Origin of the sequence: Actinoallomurus soli (assembly GCF_024055715.1) — a bacterium.
Lineage (GTDB): Bacteria > Actinomycetota > Actinomycetes > Streptosporangiales > Streptosporangiaceae > Actinoallomurus > Actinoallomurus soli.
The window spans coordinates 89,042-106,810 of record NZ_JAMXMV010000007.1 but is presented as its reverse complement, the minus strand read 5'-3'; the positions used below and the strand labels follow the sequence as shown (position 1 = coordinate 106,810).

19 protein-coding genes are annotated in these 17,769 nt (G+C 72.3%); 12 read left to right on the top strand and 7 right to left on the bottom strand.

Going from position 1 to position 17,769, the window contains the following annotated elements; genetic code table 11:
* Positions 1 to 6: 6 nt before the first annotated feature.
* From NDW01_RS19260 to NDW01_RS19225, 8 genes are all read left to right on the top strand, one after another.
* The gene (locus tag NDW01_RS19260; protein WP_252822460.1) at positions 7 to 723 is read left to right on the top strand and encodes an MBL fold metallo-hydrolase; all 717 of its coding nucleotides are present in this window, start codon (positions 7 to 9) and stop codon (positions 721 to 723) included.
* Positions 720 to 1,529 (top strand): IclR family transcriptional regulator, encoded by an 810-nt coding sequence (locus NDW01_RS19255; RefSeq protein WP_252822458.1) that lies wholly within the window; start codon positions 720 to 722, stop codon positions 1,527 to 1,529. The genes NDW01_RS19260 and NDW01_RS19255 overlap by 4 nt, the downstream gene beginning before the upstream one ends.
* Before the next feature lie 98 nt (positions 1,530 to 1,627).
* Positions 1,628 to 2,839 (top strand): alanine racemase, encoded by a 1,212-nt coding sequence (locus NDW01_RS19250; RefSeq protein WP_252822892.1) that lies wholly within the window; start codon positions 1,628 to 1,630, stop codon positions 2,837 to 2,839.
* 33 nt (positions 2,840 to 2,872) lie between these two features.
* The gene (locus NDW01_RS19245) at positions 2,873 to 3,517 is read left to right on the top strand and encodes a bifunctional 4-hydroxy-2-oxoglutarate aldolase/2-dehydro-3-deoxy-phosphogluconate aldolase (RefSeq protein WP_252822456.1); all 645 of its coding nucleotides are present in this window, start codon (positions 2,873 to 2,875) and stop codon (positions 3,515 to 3,517) included.
* A complete protein-coding gene (locus NDW01_RS19240; protein WP_252822454.1) occupies positions 3,514 to 4,608 on the top strand; it encodes a sugar kinase in 1,095 nt (364 codons plus the stop codon). The genes NDW01_RS19245 and NDW01_RS19240 overlap by 4 nt, the downstream gene beginning before the upstream one ends.
* A gap of 7 nt (positions 4,609 to 4,615) precedes the next feature.
* The gene (locus tag NDW01_RS19235; RefSeq protein WP_252822452.1) at positions 4,616 to 5,011 is read left to right on the top strand and encodes a RidA family protein; all 396 of its coding nucleotides are present in this window, start codon (positions 4,616 to 4,618) and stop codon (positions 5,009 to 5,011) included.
* On the top strand, positions 5,011 to 6,168 hold the full coding sequence (locus NDW01_RS19230; protein WP_252822450.1) for a hypothetical protein: 1,158 nt from the start codon (positions 5,011 to 5,013) through the stop codon (positions 6,166 to 6,168). Before NDW01_RS19235 ends, NDW01_RS19230 begins: the two co-directional genes overlap by 1 nt.
* A gap of 180 nt (positions 6,169 to 6,348) precedes the next feature.
* The gene (locus NDW01_RS19225) at positions 6,349 to 6,702 is read left to right on the top strand and encodes a hypothetical protein (RefSeq protein ID WP_252822449.1); all 354 of its coding nucleotides are present in this window, start codon (positions 6,349 to 6,351) and stop codon (positions 6,700 to 6,702) included.
* A 61-nt stretch (positions 6,703 to 6,763) separates the two neighbouring features.
* On the opposite strand, the gene msrB is transcribed toward NDW01_RS19225, so the two are convergent.
* Complete coding sequence (msrB, locus tag NDW01_RS19220; RefSeq protein ID WP_252778395.1) at positions 6,764 to 7,165, bottom strand: peptide-methionine (R)-S-oxide reductase MsrB; 402 nt, start codon at positions 7,163 to 7,165, stop codon at positions 6,764 to 6,766.
* A gap of 70 nt (positions 7,166 to 7,235) precedes the next feature.
* Here msrB and ligD point away from each other — a divergent pair, with 70 nt between their 5' ends.
* On the top strand, positions 7,236 to 8,285 hold the full coding sequence (gene ligD, locus NDW01_RS19215) for a non-homologous end-joining DNA ligase (RefSeq protein WP_252822448.1): 1,050 nt from the start codon (positions 7,236 to 7,238) through the stop codon (positions 8,283 to 8,285).
* A 25-nt stretch (positions 8,286 to 8,310) separates the two neighbouring features.
* On the opposite strand, the gene NDW01_RS19210 is transcribed toward ligD, so the two are convergent.
* Positions 8,311 to 8,871 carry a TetR/AcrR family transcriptional regulator gene (locus NDW01_RS19210; RefSeq protein WP_252822446.1) on the bottom strand — a complete coding sequence of 187 codons (561 nt, stop codon included), beginning with the start codon at positions 8,869 to 8,871 and terminating at the stop codon, positions 8,311 to 8,313.
* Between the two features lie 37 nt (positions 8,872 to 8,908).
* Here NDW01_RS19210 and NDW01_RS19205 point away from each other — a divergent pair, with 37 nt between their 5' ends.
* The gene (locus NDW01_RS19205; protein ID WP_252822444.1) at positions 8,909 to 9,949 is read left to right on the top strand and encodes an epoxide hydrolase family protein; all 1,041 of its coding nucleotides are present in this window, start codon (positions 8,909 to 8,911) and stop codon (positions 9,947 to 9,949) included.
* Positions 9,950 to 9,992: 43 nt separating this feature from the next.
* Here the strand turns inward: NDW01_RS19205 and NDW01_RS19200 are convergent, their stop codons facing one another.
* From NDW01_RS19200 to NDW01_RS19190, 3 genes are all read right to left on the bottom strand, one after another.
* A complete protein-coding gene (locus NDW01_RS19200; RefSeq protein ID WP_252822443.1) occupies positions 9,993 to 11,429 on the bottom strand; it encodes an aldehyde dehydrogenase family protein in 1,437 nt (478 codons plus the stop codon).
* A gap of 99 nt (positions 11,430 to 11,528) precedes the next feature.
* The gene (locus tag NDW01_RS19195; RefSeq protein ID WP_252822442.1) at positions 11,529 to 12,590 is read right to left on the bottom strand and encodes an ATP-dependent DNA ligase; all 1,062 of its coding nucleotides are present in this window, start codon (positions 12,588 to 12,590) and stop codon (positions 11,529 to 11,531) included.
* Between the two features lie 20 nt (positions 12,591 to 12,610).
* Complete coding sequence (locus NDW01_RS19190) at positions 12,611 to 13,339, bottom strand: pyrimidine reductase family protein (protein WP_252822441.1); 729 nt, start codon at positions 13,337 to 13,339, stop codon at positions 12,611 to 12,613.
* A 107-nt stretch (positions 13,340 to 13,446) separates the two neighbouring features.
* Here NDW01_RS19190 and NDW01_RS19185 point away from each other — a divergent pair, with 107 nt between their 5' ends.
* A complete protein-coding gene (locus tag NDW01_RS19185; protein ID WP_252822439.1) occupies positions 13,447 to 13,863 on the top strand; it encodes a hypothetical protein in 417 nt (138 codons plus the stop codon).
* A gap of 77 nt (positions 13,864 to 13,940) precedes the next feature.
* Here the strand turns inward: NDW01_RS19185 and glgX are convergent, their stop codons facing one another.
* Together glgX and NDW01_RS19175 are read right to left on the bottom strand one after the other, a co-directional pair.
* Positions 13,941 to 16,049 carry a glycogen debranching protein GlgX gene (glgX, locus tag NDW01_RS19180; protein ID WP_252822437.1) on the bottom strand — a complete coding sequence of 703 codons (2,109 nt, stop codon included), beginning with the start codon at positions 16,047 to 16,049 and terminating at the stop codon, positions 13,941 to 13,943.
* Positions 16,050 to 16,227: 178 nt separating this feature from the next.
* Entirely contained in the window at positions 16,228 to 17,568 is a 1,341-nt protein-coding gene (locus NDW01_RS19175; RefSeq protein ID WP_252822435.1) for an MFS transporter, read from the bottom strand.
* 123 nt (positions 17,569 to 17,691) lie between these two features.
* Here NDW01_RS19175 and NDW01_RS44355 point away from each other — a divergent pair, with 123 nt between their 5' ends.
* The gene (locus NDW01_RS44355) at positions 17,692 to 17,769 is read left to right on the top strand and encodes a putative leader peptide (RefSeq protein WP_360890854.1); all 78 of its coding nucleotides are present in this window, start codon (positions 17,692 to 17,694) and stop codon (positions 17,767 to 17,769) included.

The window sequence follows — 17,769 nt, the reverse complement described above, 5'->3', positions numbered from 1 at the left end:
GACGCCATGCGCCTGACCGAACACGTCACTCTGGTGGCCAGCGGAGCGGCGGGTTTCGACCTGACCGACCCGCTCGACTGCCACGTCTACCTCGTCACCGGCGCGACCGGCAGCGCGCTGATCGACGCGGGCGCGGGCCGGTCGGTGCCGGAGATCCTGCGCCACGGCCGCCCCGACCGCGTCCTGCTCACCCACGGCCACGCCGACCATTCCGGCGGCGCCGCCGAGCTGGCCCGCCACGGCGTCCCGATCCACGCGGGCGCGCCGGTCGGCGACTGGATGGCGGCCGGGGACGAGGCCGGGCTGAGCGTCGACAAGGGGCGCGCGGCGGGCGTCTACCCGCCCGGATACGACTTTCCGCCCTGTCCCGGCGTCCGGGCCGTGCGCGACGGTGACGAGTTCGACCTCGGCGGCGGCGTGACGCTGCGGGCGATCGCCACGCCCGGCCACGCCGACGGCCACACCTGCTACCTGCTGCGGACGCCGCACCATCGGGCGCTGTTCTCCGGCGACTGCGTGTTCCACGGCGGCCGGATCTCGCTGCAGAACCTGCACGACTGCCGGGTCCCCGAGTACGCCGCCAGCCTGGAGGCGCTTGCCCGGCTGGAGGTCGACGCGCTCTTCCCCGGCCACCACGAGATCTCCCTGACCCGCGGTGGCCGGCACCTGACCGCGGCGCGCGACGTCCTGGCGCGCGGCCTGCTGCCCGGGAGCACGACATGACCGTGACACCGGCCGGGCGCAACCAGTCCTCCTCGCTGCGGCGGGCCCTCGCCGTGCTGGGGTACCTGCGGGACAACGCGGGGCGGCCCGTCCCGCTGACCCGGATCGCGGAGGACCTCGGCATGAGCAAGAGCACGGTGCTGCGGCTGTCCGCGCCGCTGCTGGAGGAGGACCTGCTCGCCCGCGACCACGAGACCGGCTGGTTCCGGCTGGGGCACGGCTCGCTGCGGCTCGGCCAGGCGTACCTGTCCTCCATCGACGTGCGGGCCGTCGCCGCCGAACCGCTGCGCCGGCTCCAGCGCGCCGTGCGTGAGACCTGTCACCTGGTCCTGTACGACGCGCCGGACGTCGTGTACATCGACAAGGTGGAGAACGAGCACAACGTCCGGATGGCCTCCCGGGTCGGCAGCCGGGCCCCGGCCTACTGCACCGCCGTCGGCAAGGCCGTCCTCGCCTGGCTCGACGAGGACGCGTTCCGTCTGATCGTCGAGGCGGGGATGCCGCCGATCACCGAGAAGACCGTGACCGACCCGAAGGCGCTGCGGGCCGAGCTCGAATGGATCCGCCGGCGCGGCTACTCCATCGACGACCGGGAGAACGAGCCCGAGGTCCGCTGCGTCGCCGCGGCCGTCTTCGACCACACCGACCAAGCCGTCGCCGCACTGAGCGTCTCGGGCCTGACCTCCCGGATGACACCGGTACGGGTCCGTGAGGTGGGCCCCCTGGTGGTCCGCACGGCGGCGGAGATATCACGGATCCTCGGATCAACACGACACGGCGCTGCCGCGGAGGGGAACGTCCAGTGAGCGAACACGGCATCGACGAGGCGACCACCGGCCGGACGGACGGAACCGGCGAGACGACGACCGGCCAGCAGACCGGTGGCCGGGCCGACGGCGCCGGGGTGCGCCTCACCGTCCCGCCCGCGCGGGTCGACGCGCTGACCAAGGGCCTGTGGCACCCGGGACCGGCCGAGTCGATCGAGGACTTCGCCGCCGCCCGGCACCACCTGTTCGGCGGGGCGTTCACCTGGCCGGTCATGGTGGCCCGGCGCTCGGCCCTCGATCACAACATCGACCGGCTCGCGGCGTTCTGCGCGGAGCGCGGGCTGGAGTTCGCCCCGCACGGCAAGACGACGATGGCGCCCTCGCTGTTCCAGGCGCAGTTCGACGCCGGGGCCTGGGGGATCACCGCCGCCACCGCGAACCAGGTGCTGGCCTACCGTACGTTCGGCGTGCCCCGGGTGCTGCTGGCCAACGAGCTGCTCGACCCGGTGGCGCTGCGCTGGATCGGCGAGGAGATCGACCGCGGCCTGGAGTTCCTGTGCTACGTCGACTCGGTCGCCGGGGTCGAGACGATCGCGTCGGTGCCCGGGTCCTTCCGGGTCCTGGTCGAGCTCGGGCACGCCGGCGGGCGTACGGGCTGCCGCACCGCCGCCGAGCTGACCGAGGTCGCCCGCGCCGTCGCCGCCGCCCCGAACATCGAGCTCGCGGGCGTGGCGGCCTACGAGGGCGGCCTGACGAGCGTGCCCGCCGTCACCGCGTACCTGAACGACGTGCGCGCCGCGACGCTGGAGCTGTCCCGCGCCGGGCTGCTGCCCGAGACCGTGATCGTCACCGCCGGCGGCAGCGCCTACTTCGACGTCGTCGCCGACCGGCTCGGCGGCGAGTGGCTGCCCGGTCACCGGCTGCGCACGATCCTGCGCAGCGGCGCGTACGTCAGTCACGACGACGGCGTCTACCGCGTCAAGACGCCCTACACCCGGATCGGCGGCTCGCTCGACGCGGCGCTGGAGGTCTGGGCCCAGGTCACCTCCACCCCGGAGGAGGGACTCGCCCTCGTCGGCATGGGCAAGCGCGAGGCGCCGTACGACGAGGGCCTGCCGGTGCCGCGCCTGATCCGCCGCCGCGACGGGAGCGAGGAGCCCGCCGACGGCCTCGTCGTCGAGCGGATGAACGACCACCACGCCTACCTGACCGGCGACGTCCGGCTCACCCCGGGCGACCTGGTGTGCTTCGGCATCTCCCACCCCTGCACGGCCTTCGACAAGTGGCAGGTCATCCCCGTGATCGACGAGGATCGCACGGTCGTCGACCTGATCCGCACCTACTTCTGAGACCCCGCATCCTCCGAAGGAGAGAAACACCTCATGACCACCCGAGTCAGCCCCGGCCCGGTGCTGCTCGCCGGCGGCGTCGTCGCCGTCGTGCGGGGCACCAGCGGGGACCGGACGGACGCGGTGCTCGACACGCTCACCACCGCCGGCGTGCGCTGCCTGGAGGTGACCCTCAACACCCCCGGAGCGATCGACTCCCTCCGGGCGGCGCGTCGCCGGCTGCCCGGCGACGTCGAACTCGGCGCGGGCACCGTGCTGACCGCCGAGCAGGTCGACGCCGCCGCCGACGCGGGCGCGTCCTTCGTCGTCGCGCCCGACACGCGGCCGCAGGTCGCCGAGCGCGCCGCCGCGCGCGGCATCGCCTACTATCCGGGCGCGCTCACGCCCACCGAGATCGGTGCGGCCTGGGAGCTCGGCGCGTCCGCCGTGAAGGTCTTCCCGGCCGGTACGTTCGGCCCCGGGTACCTGCGCGACCTGCGCGGGCCGTTCCGCGACATCCCGCTCCTGCCGACCGGCGGTATCGGCGTCGACGTGGCCGGCGACTACATCCGGGCCGGCGCCATCGCGGTCGGCGTCGGCGGGCCCCTCCTCGGCGACGCGCTCGACGGAGGGCCGCTGGACGCCCTGGCCGACCGGGCCCGCCGCCTCGTCGCGGCCGTCGCCGGAGCACGCGGATGAGCGCCACGTCGGGGGACGGGCCGCCGCAGGCGGGAAGCGGGCCGCATCCTGCGGTGCAGCCGGCGGGGGACGGGCCGCGGCAGGCGGGAAGCGGGCCGCATCCTGCGGTGCAGCCGGCGGGGGACGGGCCGCGGCCATCGGTGGAGGGGCCGCAGCTCGTCACCATCGGCGAGTCGCTGGCCCGGCTGGAGGGTCCGGTGGTCGGGCCGCTGCGCCACGCCCGCAGCCTGGACCTGGGCGTCGCCGGCGCCGAGTCGAACGTCGCCATCGGCTTCCGCCGCCTCGGCGGCAGCGCCGCCTGGGTCGGGCGGGTCGGTGAGGACGAGTTCGGCCGGCTCATCCAGATGACACTGGCCGGCCAGGGCATCGACGTCGGCCACGTCATCGTCGACCCCGCCGCCCCGACGGCGCTGCTCATCAAGGAGCGCCGGACCGGCCGGCTCACGCGGGTCCAGTACTACCGTTCCGGCAGCGCCGGATCGCGGCTCTCCCCGCAGGACGTCCCGGAGGACCTGATCCGCCGGGCCCGCGTCCTGCACGTCACCGGGATCACCGCCGCCCTCAGCTATGGCGCGCACGCGGCGGTGCACGCCGCCATCGACACCGCGCGCGCCGCGGGCGTCCCGGTCTCGCTCGACCTGAACTTCCGCCGGGCCCTGTGGACGCCGGCGGAGGCCGGTGCGCGGCTGAAGCCCCTCGTCATGCGGTCGGACGTCGTCTTCGCGACCGAGGTGGAGGCCCGGCTCGTCACCGGCGGCGCGGACGCGTCCGCGCTCGCGGCCGGCCTGGCCGCCCTCGGCCCGCGCGAGGCGATCGTCAAGCGCGGCGCGCTGGGCGCCGTCGCCTGCTGCGACGGCGACCTGTACGACGAGCCCGCCCTGCCGGTCGAGACGATCGACCCGGTCGGGGCCGGGGACGCGTTCGCCGCGGCGTACCTCGCCGAGCGAGTGCTCGGCCGCCGCATCCCCGAGCGCCTGGCGGCCGGCGCGTGCGCGGGCGCGTACGCCGTCACCGTCCAGGGAGACTGGGAGGGTCTGCCCTCCCGGGAAGATCTCATCCTCATGCGCGCCACCGACGACGTGGTGCGCTGACCAGCGATTGGAGAAGACCATTCCTTCCAAGAAGCGCGTCCAGCCGGAGAACGTCCCCGCGCCGGGCGGGACCTACTCGCACGGGATCGTCGCCGGCGACCTCCTCTTCACCGCCGGGATGGGCCCGATCGACCCGGAGACCGGCCAGGTCGTCGGCGACGACGTGGCCACCCAGACCCGGCAGGTGCTGAAGAACCTGGCCGCCGTCCTCGCCGCGGAGGGCCTGACCTTCGACGACGTCGTCAAGTCGACCGTGCACCTGCAGGAGCTGCACCGCGACTTCGCCGCCTACGACGAGGTCTACCGCGAGCACTTCACGGAGCCGTATCCGGTGCGCACGACCGTCGGCTCGGACCTGATGAACATCCTGGTCGAGATCGACTTCGTGGCGTACAAGGGCTGATGGACTCCACCGTCTACACCTTCGTCGAGGACGTGCGCGGCGAGGGCGCCGCGCCGGTCCTCGACCGGGTCGTCGGCTACGGCTGTACCGGGCTGACCGTCGCGGCGGCCTACCACCGGGCCCGTGACGTCACCCCGCACGGCGCGTCGCGGGTGACGTTCCGCCACGACGGCGTGCACTTCCCGCCCGGCGACCTGTTCGGGAGGCTGGTGCCGCCCGTGCAGGCGGGCGCGGAGGACGACCCGCTCCGCTCGCTGCGGGCCCTGACCCGCTCGCGCGGCGCGTCGCTGTACGCGTGGGGGGTCTTCCTGCACAACACCACGATCGGCCTGGAGCACCCCGGCGTGACGCAGGAGAACTGCTTCGGCGACCGCGCGGCCCCGGCGGACCTGTGCCCGTCCAACCCCGACGTCCGCGCGTACGCCGTCGCCCTGGCCCGTTCCATGGCGCGGTACGGCGTCGACGGCGTCGTCGCCGAGTCGCTGCACTTCGGGTTCTTCGGGCACGGCTATCACCACGAACGCTCCTTCGTCGAGCTCGGCCCGGTCGCCGAGTACGCCCTCGGCCTGTGCTTCTGCCCGGACTGCCGGCGCGTCGAGGGCGCGGAGGCGGCGCGGAAGGAGGCCGTGCGCCTGGTCGAGGAGGCGTTCGAAGGCGGGGGCGCGCGGCAGGCGGAGGCCGGCCTGCCGGCGGCGATCACGGAGTTCGCGACGGCCCGCCGGGCGACGATCACCTCGCTCGTCGCCGAGGTGGCCGAGGCGGTCGCCGCGGAGGGATCTCGGCTGATCTTCCTCGACCTCACCGGCGCGGTGAAGGGGTACGCGGACGGCCGCCCGTCGGGCGGGCCCTCGGCGTCCGACGCGTGGCGGATCGGGATCGACCCGGCCGCGGTCGCGCGGGTCGCCGGCGGCTACGCCGTCACCGCGTACGCGCGGGACGCCGGTCGGGTCGCGACCGACCTGGAGGCGTACCGCGCCGCCCTCGGGCCGGGCCGCGAGCTGCGCGCCCTGCTGCGCCCGGGCCCGCCGGACACCGCCTCGGCGGCCGACCTGGCGGCCAAGGCCGGGTCGGTCGCCGCGACGGCCGACGCGGTCGATTTCTACGCCTACGGGCTGCAGCCGTTCGGCGTCCTCGACCGGCTGTCGGTCCTGCGCTGAGCACGGCGCGCCGTCCCACCGGGCGGCGCGCCGCGCAGCGGTTCTCATACCGCGTTAATCTGCCTCATTCCACTCTGAAATCGATCTCATTCAATTCCTTGTCGTGCTTCATCGTCCTTCCAGACGGGCCGATTAATTTGGCCGATATCCGAAAGGGCTGTCGAACACCAGGGAGTGGACATGAATCTGCGCAACCGGGCCGTCACCGTCGTCGCCGCCGTGACCATCGGAGCCGGCGGAGTCCTGGCCATGGGGGCGACGGCGGAGGCCGCCGTACGGCCCGTCTCCGCACACGCTCCGAGCGCCAAGGCGTCGCAGACCTACCGGGTCGTCGGCGTGCGGAAGGGGCGTGAGCTCGCCGTTCAGGCGGCGGCCGACCCGAAGTCGCGGATCGTCGGCCACCTCGGCGCCGGCGCGACGACCACCGGAACGGGCAGGTCCTCCCACGGGTACCTCGAGGTGAGGCTGGGCGGCGGCAGGACCGGATGGGTACCGGGGAAGAACCTTCAGCGGATCGACGTGAAGCGCCGCTGAGAATGCCGGAATGCGCCGGGGCGGTGACGCGCCGGCGCGTTCCGCTTTTCGCCGAACGGGCCTACTCGGCCGGCTCCAGGCTCAGTGAGACGCTGTTGATGCAGTAGCGCTGGTCGGTCGGGGTGGGGTAGCCCTCACCCTCGAAGACGTGGCCCAGGTGCGAGTCGCACCGGGCGCAGCGGACCTCGATGCGGATCATGCCGTGCGAGGTGTCCCGCAGCAGCGTGACCGCGTCCGACTCGGTCGGCTGGTAGAAGCTCGGCCAGCCGCAGTGCGAGTCGAACTTGGTGTCCGAGCGGAACAGCTCCGCGCCGCAGGCCCGGCAGCGGTACACCCCTTCGGTCTTGGTGGAGACGTACTCCCCGGACCACGGCGGCTCGGTGCCCGCCTCGCGCAGGACGTGGAACTCCTCCGGCGAGAGCTGGACCTTCCACTCTTCCTCGCTCTTGCGAATGACTGTCATGTCCCGCATAACCCGCGGCGGGGACGGGCCATTCCGGTGATCTGTCACCGGGCGGATGTACCGTGCCGTTATGGCATCGCCTTTCGTGGAGATCCAGGTCGGAGATCGCGTCGTCAAGATCACCAATCCGGACAAGGTCTACTTCCCGGCGCGCGGGGAGACCAAGCTGGACCTGGTGAACTACTACCTGGCCGTCGGCGACGGCATCCTGCGGGCGCTGCGCCGCCGGCCGACGACGCTGGAGCGCTGGCCGGGCGGGGTGTTCGAGGGCGCGAAGATGGCGACGCGCGCCGACAACCGGGGCGACGCCTTCTACCAGAAGCGCGTGCCGAAGAACGCTCCGGAGTGGCTCGAGACGGCCCGGATCGCGTTCCCCAGCGGGCGGCACGCCGACGAGATCTGCCCCACCGAGCTCGCGGCCGTGGCCTGGTGCGCCAACCTCGGCACCGTCACCTTCCACCCGTGGCCGGTGCGCTGCGGGGACGTCGACCATCCCGACGAGCTGCGCATCGACCTCGACCCTCAGCCCGGCACCGGCTTCGCCGAGGCCAAGAAGGTCGCCCTGGAGGCCGTCCGCGAGATCCTCGGCGAGCTCGGCTTCGTCGGCTTCCCGAAGACCTCCGGCGGGCGCGGCGTGCACGTCTACGTACGGATCGAGCCCCGCTGGACCTTCACCGAGGTCCGCCGCTGCGCGCTGGCCTTCGGGCGGGAGATCGAGCGCCGGATGCCCGACCTGGTCACCACCAACTGGTGGAAGGAGGAGCGCGGCGAGAAGGTCTTCGTCGACTTCAACCAGAACGCCCGTGATCGCACCATCGCGTCCGCCTACAGCGTCCGCCCGAAGCCGTACGCTCCGGTATCCGCGCCGCTGACCTGGGAGGAGCTGCCCGACGTCGATCCGGAGGACTTCACGATCGCCACCATGCCGGAGCGGTTCGCGAAGATCGGCGACCTGCACGCCGCGATCGACGAGCGGGCGTTCTCCCTGGAGGCGCTGCTGGAGTGGGCCGACCGGGACGAGCGGGAGCACGGGCTGGGCGACATGCCCTATCCGCCGAACTATCCGAAGATGGCGGGCGAGCCCAAGCGCGTCCAGCCGAGCAAGGCCCGCCACGACTGAACCGACCGTCGACGGCCGTCGTGCCTCACCCGTCGGCGAGGCGCTGGATGGTGGCGCTCAGCCAGGCCTGGAGCTCGGCGGGGTCGCCGAGCTCGGAGCGCAGGACCCGGCGGCGGGTCGAGACGCCGAGCACGAAGGCGTCGATCGCCGCGGCGCGGCTGCGGGCGCTCGCGTCGTCCAGGCCGCTGTCGCGGAGGTAGCGGTACAGCGGCTCCAGCGAGTTGGTGTCGAGGAAGGCGGCCAGCGCCTCCGCCGCCTCCGGGCGTTCGCCGGACGCGCGCTGCAGGACGAGCAGCGGATCGTCGCCGGGTGCGCCGAACCAGCGCTGGACGATGCTCGCCGCGAGGCGTGAACCCAGCGCGGAACGCTCGCCGTCGAAGGAGTCCGAGACCGGGATCTCCACCCGGGTCGCCGCCAGGAAGAGACCGTCCTTGCCGCCGAAGTAGCGCGTGATGAGGTTGGGCGACACGCCTGCCGCGTCGGCCACGCCCTTGACGGTGACCGCCGTGTACCCGTGTCGGGCGAACTGGCTGCGCGCGTGTTCCAGGATCCGCTGTCTGGTGGCCGCCGCGTTGCGCGAAGTCATGTGTACGAGCATACACATCTTGTGTATGCTCGTACACATGATCGACGACTTGCGGGAACGACTCCAGCGGACGCGCCGTGTCACGACCCCGTGGAGTGACGACGGGACGCGCGGCGTCAGCGGCGCCCGCCTTGACGACCTGCTCGAACGCTGGGCGACCGAGTACGACTGGGGCGTGCACGAGCGCCGCATCGGCGGGTTCCCCTGGGTGACGGTGCGGGCGGGCGGCACCGACCTGCGCGTGATCCACCAGCGGTCCGCGGATCCGGGCGCGCCGGTCGTCGTGCTGCTGCACGGCTGGCCGGACTCGGTGCTGCGCTTCGAGCGCGTCCTCCCTCTGCTCGCGGACCTGCACGTGGTGGTTCCCGCGCTGCCGGGCTTCCCGTTCGCGGCCCCGCTCACCACGCCCGGCATGTCGGTCAACCGGATCGCCGGGATCGTCGCGGACGCTCTCGACGAGCTCGGTCACCCGAGGTACACGGTGTCCGGCGGCGACGTGGGCGGCACCCTCGCGGAGATCCTCGCGGGGGAGCACCCGGACAGAGTGGCCGCCCTGCACCTCACGAACGTCGCCCCGCAGCGTGCGCTCACGGCGGACCCGGCCAAGCTCGCGCCCGACGCGGCGGCCTACCTCGGCCGGGCGGCCCAGTGGTTCCGCGGCGAGGGCGGGTACATCGCGGAGCAGTCGACGCGGCCGAACACGCTCGCCGTCGCCCTCGGCGACTCACCCGCCGGCCTCGCGGCATGGATCGTCGAGAAGCTGGAGTCCTGGTCCGACGAGTCGGCCTTCACCACGGACGAGCTCCTCACCTGGGTCACCGCCTACTGGGTCACCGGCACGATCGGCACCTCCTTCGCCACCTACGCGGAACCGGTGGTCCTTCCCGACCGGGTCGACACGCCGACCGTGCTCTCGATGTTCCCGCGCGACACCAAGCCGGAGCCGCGAAGCTACGCCGAGGCGTTCCTCAACGTCCGCGAGTATGTGGAACACCGCGCCGGCGGACACTTCGCGGCCTGGGAACAGCCCGAGGCCTACGCCGCCGACGTACGCCGTGCGGTCCGGCTGGGCGGCTGACGGCCCTGTCCGCGGACGGCACGGGGCCGGAGCCTCGATCGGCTCACGACTCGATCAGGCAGGACTTCTCGCGGGTGTTCGCGAGCACCGAGTCGTGGCCGTAGCCGCTGTCCTTCAGGCCCTCGAACGGCAGGCCCGGCGGCATCTTCCGGTAGGTGTTCACCCAGACCGTGCCGGCCTCGACGTCCCGGCACATGCGGTGCGCGCGGCCGAGGTCCCGTGTCCACACGCCCGCCGCCAGGCCGTACGCCGAGTCGTTGGCGAGCGCGACCGCCTCCTCCTCGGTGTCGAAGGGCAGCGCCACGGCGACCGGGCCGAAGATCTCCTCCTGGCAGACGCGCAGCGCGTTGTCCTCGGTCGTGAACAGCGTCGGCTCGACCCAGTAGCCGCCCGCGTACGCCTCGTCCACGATCTCGCCACCGGAGCGCCCGCCGAAGACCAGTTCCGCGCCCTCCTTCGCGGCGATCTCCAGGTAGCCCGTGACGCGCTGGAACTGTTCGGAGGAGACGATCGGCCCCATCGTCGTCTCCTCCGCCAGCGGGTCGCCGAGCCGGATTCCCCGGGCGATCGCGGTGATCCGGTCGATCATCTCGGCGAAGACCGGCCGCTCGATGAGGATCCGCGAGCCGGCCACGCACACCTGGCCCGCGTTGGCGGTGAAGACGCTCTGCGTCGACACGCCGAGGGCCGCGCGATCCAGGTCGGCGTCCGCGAAGACGATGTTGGGGGACTTGCCGCCGAGCTCGAAGGCGAGGGGCTTGAGGGCGTCCGTGCTGGCCCGGGTGATGATCCGCGCCGTCTCCGTGGAGCCGGTGAGGCTGATCCGGTTCACGCCCGGGTGGCGGACGAGGGCATCGCCGACCTCCTCGCCGAGCCCGGACACGATGTTGAGCACGCCGGGCGGCAGGACCTCGCGCAGCAGCTCGCCGAGCCGCAGCGTGGACGCGGTCGCCTGTTCGGCGGGCTTGATGACGACGGTGTTGCCGGCGGCCAGCGCGAACGCCGCCTTCGCCGAGAACGTCGAGATCGGGGAGTTCCACGGGATGATCCCGACCACCACCCCGTACGGGACACGCCGGGTGAATCCCAGGCTGCCCGGTCCGAGGATGACGGTCTTGCCCTCGACGGCGACGCCGCACTCGGCGGCGGCCAGCTGCCACAGGTAGGTCATCCCGGGCAGGTCGCGCCTGGCGGTCTCGGTGATGATGCGGCCGTTGTCGCGGGTCTCCAGCTCGGCCAGCTCCCGCGCGTTGGCGGCGAAGACCCCGGCCACCTTGCGGAGCAGGTGCGCCCGGCCGGCCGCCGGCAGCGCGGACCAGGCGGGGAACGCCGCACGGGCCGCCGCGACGGCCGCGTCCGCGTCGCCGGCCGTGCTGCGCGGGATCCTCGCCCAGACCTTCCCGGTCGAGGGATCGACCGAGTCGAGCGTGCGGTCGGCGGGGCGCAGCTCGCCGCCGATCAGGTTGGAGAACTCCCGCATCGCGATCCCCTTCTCCCCGCGCGCGACGGAGCCCGCCCGCGCCTGCCGTGCACTGCGCCAAGCGTACGCTTGGTTGGTGTCGGGGGAGAAGACCGGAGCTCAGTCGCCGAGGATGTCGTCCAGGTCGTACGCGACGGGCACCTCGAGCTGGTCGTATCCGCACGACTCCGGCGTGCGATCCGGCCGCCAGCGGCGGAACCGCGCGGTGTGCCGGAACCGGCGGCCCTCCATATGGTCGTAGGCGACCTCGCACACCAGCGCGGGCCGCAGCGGAACCCACGACAGGTCCTTCTTGCCGGTCCAGCGGCTGACCGCCCCCGGCATGCGGTCGACCCGGGCGTCGGTCTGCTCGGCCCATCCGGCCCACGGGTGCCCGGTGAGGTCCGTGACCCGGTAGGGCTCCAGCTCCGCGACCAGCTCCTCGCGGCGCTTCATCGGGAAGGACGCCGAGACCCCGACGTGCTGGAGCCGGTCGCCGTCGTACAGGCCGAGGAGAAGCGAGCCGACGACCGGCCCGGACTTGTGCCAGCGGAATCCACCGACGACGCAGTCGGCGGTGCGCTCGTGCTTGACCTTGAACATCGCCCGCCGGTCCGGCTCGTACGCGCCGTCCAGCGGCTTGACGACCACGCCGTCCAGCCCGGCGCCCTCGAACTCGTCGAACCAGCGCAGGGCAACGTCGTACGCGTCGGTGGCGGGGGTGACGTGGACGGGCGGCTTCGCGCCGGCGAGCGCATCGGCGAGCCGGGCGCGCCGGTCGCCGAACGGGGTCTCCAGCAGCGACTCGGCGCCGAGCGCGAGCATGTCGAAGGCGACGAAGCCCGCCGGCGTCTCCTCGGAGAGCAGCTTGATCCGCGAGGCGGCGGGGTGGATGCGCTGCTGCAGCGCCTCGAAGTCGAGGACGTGGCCCCGGCGCACGACGATCTCCCCGTCGAGGACGGATCGCTCGGGCAGCTCGCGGCGGAAGCCCTCCACCAGCTCGGGGAAGTAGCGGTCCAGCGGCTTGCCGTTGCGCCCGTAGATCGCCACCTCGTCGCGGTCCCGGAACACGATCGCCCGGAACCCGTCCCACTTCGGCTCGTAGAGCACGTCCCCGCGGGGCAGCTCCTTGACGGCCTTGGCCAGCATCGGCGCCACGGGCGGGCTCACGGGCAGGTCCATGACCTCACACTAGAACACGCCTACGACGATCCCCGGTCGTCACGGCGCGTGTAGCGGAGGAACAGGAAGTCCTCGTCCTCCAGGACGTGCCCGAGACGGTACGGAGTCGACGCCGGTCCCGGTCCGTTGACGATCCGGGCCGCGTCGCCCGCGGTGATCTGCGGACTGACGGTGAGGCACAGCTCGTCGAGCCGCTCCGCGGCGACGAACCGGGCGAGCAGCCGTGGGCCGCCCTCGGTGAGCTGACGGGTGAGGCCGCGCTCGGCCAGCGCGTCGAGCGCGGCCGCCACGTCGACCTCCTCCTCGCCGGCGACGATCACGTCGGCGTGCTTCTCCAGGCCGCTGCGCCGGTCCTCCGGGGCCGACGCGCACGTGATGACGATCGTGCGGGCGGTCGCCTCGGTGAAGACGGGGGCGTCGAAGTCGAGCTCCAGCGAGCGCGACACGATGGCCAGTGGCGGCGCCGCCGGCCGTCCCTTACGGATGTCGCCCCACCACTCGCGGGGGTGGACCGGGCCGTACCCCTCGACGCGGACCGTCGCCGCGCCGGCGATGACGACGTCGGCCAGCCCGCGCAGCAGGGACAGCAGGCGCCGGTCGGCCTCGTTGCCGAGCCCTCCGGCCTTGCCCTCGAACGTCGCGGCGCCGTCGGCGCTGGCGACCATGTTGCCCCGGAGCCAGGGAGTGGTGTCCGGATAGGCGTACGCCTCCGCGAGGTCCGCGAGGCCGGCGGGTTCGAGTCGTCGCATGACACCCAGGGTGGCACAGCGTTCGGTTCGTGACGTTACCGCGCTCTTGTCGCAGTGTGGCCGAGGTGACACTTGGGTAAGAGCCGGGTCAAGAGGGGGGAAAGGGCTTGGGTATCGCCGCATTGGTGATGTGGTTGCTGGCCGCCGTCGCGGGCGCCTACCTGCTGATCGTCTGGCTGGCCAACGGCGGCCTGCGGCGCCAGGGCACGAAGGTCACCCGCTTCCCGCTGACGGTCGTCCTCGGCCACCCCGCCCTGGCCGTGGTGTCCCTGGGCGCCTGGGTGAAGTTCCTGCAGACGGCGCGGGTCGCGTACGCGTGGAGTTCGTTCGGCGTGCTGGCCGTCGTGGCGTTGCTGGGCTTCACCCTCCTGACGCGCTGGCTCACCGGGCGCGGCGGCAAGCACGCGCGCGGCGCGGAGCAGCACTTCCCCCTGATCGGCGTGCTCGCGCACGGCACGGTCGCACTCCTGACGTTCGTGCTGGTGCTGCTCACCGCGATCAGGGCCGCCCGCGGCCAGCCCTGACGGCCGCGGGCCGGCGTCGGCGGCCCGTGGTCCGGCCGTGGCCCCGGCCCGCGATGACGAGCGGCGCCCGGCCGTGCTCAGGCGGGCAGGACGCGGCGCAGCAGGACCAGGGCCCGGTCGGCGACCGCCAGGTCGTCGTTGGCCTTGACCGCCTCGCGGTCGGCCGGTGCCGGCGCCGCGGTGTCGAGGACGACCTCCCACCGTTCGCCGAAGCGCTCGTCCGGGACGTGGAAGACGATGCCGTCGGAGTGCGCGTTGAACAGGAGCAGGAACGAGTCGTCGCGGACCCGCCGCCCCCGCGGGTCCGGCTCGGTGATCGCGTCGCCGTTGAGGTACACCGCGACGGCCTTGGCGTAGCCGATGTTCCAGTCCGCCTCGGTCATCTCCGTGCCGGACGGGGTGAGCCAGCAGATGTCGCGCTGGCCGTCCAGCTCGCCGCCGTGCGTGTGCCCCTGGAAGAACCGCCGCCGCCGGAAGACCGGGTGGTCCCTCCGCAGCTCCGACACCGTACGGATGAAGTCGGCGAGGTCCCGGTCGTCGTTCCAGGACACCCAGGCCAGCTCGTCGTCCTGACAGTAGGCGTTGTTGTTGCCGTGCTGCGTGCGGTTCAGCTCGTCGCCGTGCGACAGCATCGGCACGCCCTGCGACAGGAACAGCGTGGCGATGAGGTTGCGCTGCTGGCGGGCGCGCAGCGACCGGATCGCCGGGTCGTCCGTCTCGCCCTCCACGCCGTGGTTCCAGGAGCGGTTGTCGTCGGTCCCGTCGCGGTTGTCCTCGCCGTTGGCCTCGTTGTGCTTGCGGTCGTAGGTGACCAGGTCGTGCAGGGTGAACCCGTCGTGGCAGGTGACGAAGTTGATCGAGGCCAGCGGGCGGCGGCCGTCGTCGGCGTACAGGTCGCTGGAGCCGGTCAGGCGGGAGGCGAACTCCTGCAGAGCGGGCTGACCGCGCCAGAAGTCCCGGACCGAGTCGCGGTACTTGCCGTTCCACTCCGTCCACAGCGGCGGGAAGTTGCCGACCTGGTAGCCGCCCTCACCGACGTCCCAGGGCTCGGCGATCAGCTTCACCTGCGAGACGATGGGGTCCTGCTGGACCAGGTCGAAGAACGCCGAGAGCCGGTCGACGTCGTGGAACTCCCGGGCCAGCGCGGACGCGAGGTCGAACCGGAAACCGTCCACGTGCATCTCGGTCACCCAGTACCGCAGCGAGTCCATGATCAGCTGGAGCGCGTGCGGGTGCCGGGCGTTGAGGCTGTTGCCGCAGCCGGTGTAGTCGAGGTTGTACCGCTTGTCGGTGTCGCGGAGCCGGTAGTAGGCGGCGTTGTCGATGCCGCGGAAGCTGAGCGTCGGGCCAAGGTGGTCGCCCTCGGCGGTGTGGTTGTAGACGACGTCGAGGATCACCTCGATGCCCGCCTCGTGCATCGCCCGCACCATGGCCTTGAACTCCAGGACCTGCTCGCCGAGCTCACCGGAGGAGGAGTAGGCGTTGTGCGGCGCGAGGAACCCGATCGTGTTGTAGCCCCAGTAGTTGGTCAGCCCGCGCGCCACCAGGGCGTGCTCGGAGACGAACTGGTGCACCGGCATCAGCTCGATCGCCGTGACGCCGAGCCGGCGAAGGTGCTCGATCATCGCCGGGTGGGCGAGCGCGGCGTAGGTGCCGCGCTGCTCCTCCGGGATGTCCGGGTGCAGCCGCGTCAGGCCCTTGACGTGGGCCTCGTAGATGACCGTCTCGTGGTACGGCGTCCGTGGTGACCGGTCCTCGCCCCAGTCGAAGAACGGGTTGATCACGACGTTCTTCGGCATGTACGGCGCGCTGTCCTCGGTGTTGAGCTCGGCCGGCGCCGCGAACCGGTACGAGAACACCGACTCGTGCCATCGCACGTCGCCTTCGACGGCCTTGCCGTACGGGTCCAGGAGGAGCTTGGCGGGGTTGCACCGGTGTCCCAGCGCCGGCTCGTACGGCCCGTGCACGCGGTAGCCGTACCGCTGCCCGGGGCCGATGCCGGGAAGGTAGCCGTGCCAGACGAAGCCGTCGGTCTCGGGCAGGGCATAACGGGTCTCGGTGCCGTCCTCGTCGAACAGGCACAGCTCGACCCGCCGCGCCACCTCAGAGAACAGCGCGAAGTTCGTGCCGGTCCCGTCCCAGGTGGCGCCCAGGGGGTACGGGGTGCCGGGCCAGACCTCCTGCATCGCTCTCCTCGGTGTCCACGGACATGCCTCATCGAATTGTCGCCGTACCTCGGCCCAGACGCGAATGGCGCGGCCGGGGAGGACCGGGATCCGGTGCCCCGAGCCGCGCGACGCATGCCGAGTACGTGGCTGACCAGGATGTTCATCCGGATCCGCCAGGGATGCACTCTATGTGAGGTCAGGAAAGGTCAGTGCCAGGCCGGCCCTCCGGGCGGGTGGTCCGCTCCGCCTCCACCGGCTCCGCCTCCACCTGCTCCCGATCCGGGGGGACCGCCGGAGCGTTGCCGAACTCCACGCCGTGCGCCTCCCGGCCGAACGCGGTCAGCAGGACCACGGCGAGCAGCGTCGGCGCGATCACGACGGCGAACGAGAACGGGTAGCCGTGCCCGCTCGCCAGGCGCTCCTGCAGGGGCAGGTTGATCGCGGCGAGGAGGTTGCCGAGCTGGTAGGTGACGCCGGGGTAGAAGCCCCGGATCGCGTCCGGCGACATCTCGGTCAGGTGCGCCGGGATGACGCCCCAGGCCCCCTGGACGAACAGCTGCATGAGGAACGCGCTGACCGCCAGCAGCGCCGCGCTCTTGGAGTAGGCGAACAGCGGTACGACGAGCAGCGCCAGCAGGGCCGCGCCGACGATGGCCCGGCGCCGCCCGAAGCGCTGCGACAGGGTGCCGACCACGACGCCTCCGACGATGGCGCCGACGTTGTAGATCACCGCGATGCCGACCGCGTAGTGCGGGGAGTGGTGCAGGCCCTTCTTCAGGAAGGTCGGGTAGATGTCCTGCGTCCCGTGGCTCATGAAGTTGAAGGCCGTCATGAGCAGCACGAGGTAGAAGAACCGGACCAGGACCTTGCGGTCGAAGAAGACCTTGCGCAGGGGCGTGCGCGTCATCTGCAGCCGCGCGTTCGTGCGCTCCCAGACCTCCGACTCGCCCACGCGGTACCGCACGTACAGCGCGATGAGCGCGGGCACCGCGCCGAAGACGAACAGGCCGCGCCAGCCGAAGATCGGCGTGATCACGAAGTACGCGAGCGCGGCCACCAGGTAGCCCGCCGGGTATCCGACCTGGAGCATCCCGGAGTAGAACCCGCGCTTGGCCGGCGGGATCTTCTCCATCGCCAGGGAGACGCCCAGGCCCCACTCGCCGCCCATGCCGATGCCGTACAGGAACCGCAGGGCGAGCAGCATGGTCAGCGAGGTCGAGAAGCCGGAGATCATCTCGACGACGGAGTAGAACAGCACGTCCGCCATCAGCGGGATCCGCCGGCCGGCCTTGTCCGCCCACAGGCCGAAGAGGTACGCGCCGAGCGGCCGGGCGATCAGCGTCAGCGTGGTCGCGACCGTGACCTTCTCGGCCGACGTGCCGAAGTCCTTGGCGACCTCGGTGATCACGAAGACGAGGAGGAAGTAGTCGAACGCGTCCATCATCCAGCCGAGGAACGCGGCGAGGAAGGCGTTGCGCTGATCACGATCCAGGCCGCCGGCCTGGTCACGGATGTCGCCGAGCAGGGGTACGCCCATGGGGGGTCCTTAGGTCGATCCGTCGCTCCCAGCCGATCTTTACCCAGAGTTGAGACGGTCAATTCCATGGTAAGCCGGTAGGAAAGGTTGACTGTGTGCGGTGCGCCGTGTTTCGATCAGTTCATGCGCGTCCGGCCCGCCCTCACCCGCCGGCGGCACGTCGACCTGGTCCGTGTCGCCGCAGCCCGCTGTCGCGGCTGA

Excerpts from the sequence above, each read along its gene's own strand:
- NDW01_RS19245 (WP_252822456.1), top strand. The coding sequence starts at position 2,873 with ATGACCACCCGAGTCAGCCCCGGCCCGGTGCTGCTCGCCGGCGGCGTC.
- NDW01_RS19190 (WP_252822441.1), bottom strand. The coding sequence starts at position 13,339 with ATGCGACGACTCGAACCCGCCGGCCTCGCGGACCTCGCGGAGGCGTAC.
- NDW01_RS19255 (WP_252822458.1), top strand. The coding sequence starts at position 720 with ATGACCGTGACACCGGCCGGGCGCAACCAGTCCTCCTCGCTGCGGCGG.
- NDW01_RS19240 (WP_252822454.1), top strand. The coding sequence starts at position 3,514 with ATGAGCGCCACGTCGGGGGACGGGCCGCCGCAGGCGGGAAGCGGGCCG.
- ligD (WP_252822448.1), top strand. The coding sequence starts at position 7,236 with ATGGCATCGCCTTTCGTGGAGATCCAGGTCGGAGATCGCGTCGTCAAG.
- NDW01_RS19195 (WP_252822442.1), bottom strand. The coding sequence starts at position 12,590 with ATGGACCTGCCCGTGAGCCCGCCCGTGGCGCCGATGCTGGCCAAGGCC.
- NDW01_RS19260 (WP_252822460.1), top strand. The coding sequence starts at position 7 with ATGCGCCTGACCGAACACGTCACTCTGGTGGCCAGCGGAGCGGCGGGT.
- msrB (WP_252778395.1), bottom strand. The coding sequence starts at position 7,165 with ATGACAGTCATTCGCAAGAGCGAGGAAGAGTGGAAGGTCCAGCTCTCG.
- NDW01_RS19175 (WP_252822435.1), bottom strand. The coding sequence starts at position 17,568 with ATGGGCGTACCCCTGCTCGGCGACATCCGTGACCAGGCCGGCGGCCTG.
- NDW01_RS19225 (WP_252822449.1), top strand. The coding sequence starts at position 6,349 with ATGAATCTGCGCAACCGGGCCGTCACCGTCGTCGCCGCCGTGACCATC.
- glgX (WP_252822437.1), bottom strand. The coding sequence starts at position 16,049 with ATGCAGGAGGTCTGGCCCGGCACCCCGTACCCCCTGGGCGCCACCTGG.
- NDW01_RS19205 (WP_252822444.1), top strand. The coding sequence starts at position 8,909 with ATGATCGACGACTTGCGGGAACGACTCCAGCGGACGCGCCGTGTCACG.
- NDW01_RS19210 (WP_252822446.1), bottom strand. The coding sequence starts at position 8,871 with ATGACTTCGCGCAACGCGGCGGCCACCAGACAGCGGATCCTGGAACAC.
- NDW01_RS44355 (WP_360890854.1), top strand. The coding sequence starts at position 17,692 with ATGCGCGTCCGGCCCGCCCTCACCCGCCGGCGGCACGTCGACCTGGTC.
- NDW01_RS19200 (WP_252822443.1), bottom strand. The coding sequence starts at position 11,429 with ATGCGGGAGTTCTCCAACCTGATCGGCGGCGAGCTGCGCCCCGCCGAC.
- NDW01_RS19230 (WP_252822450.1), top strand. The coding sequence starts at position 5,011 with ATGGACTCCACCGTCTACACCTTCGTCGAGGACGTGCGCGGCGAGGGC.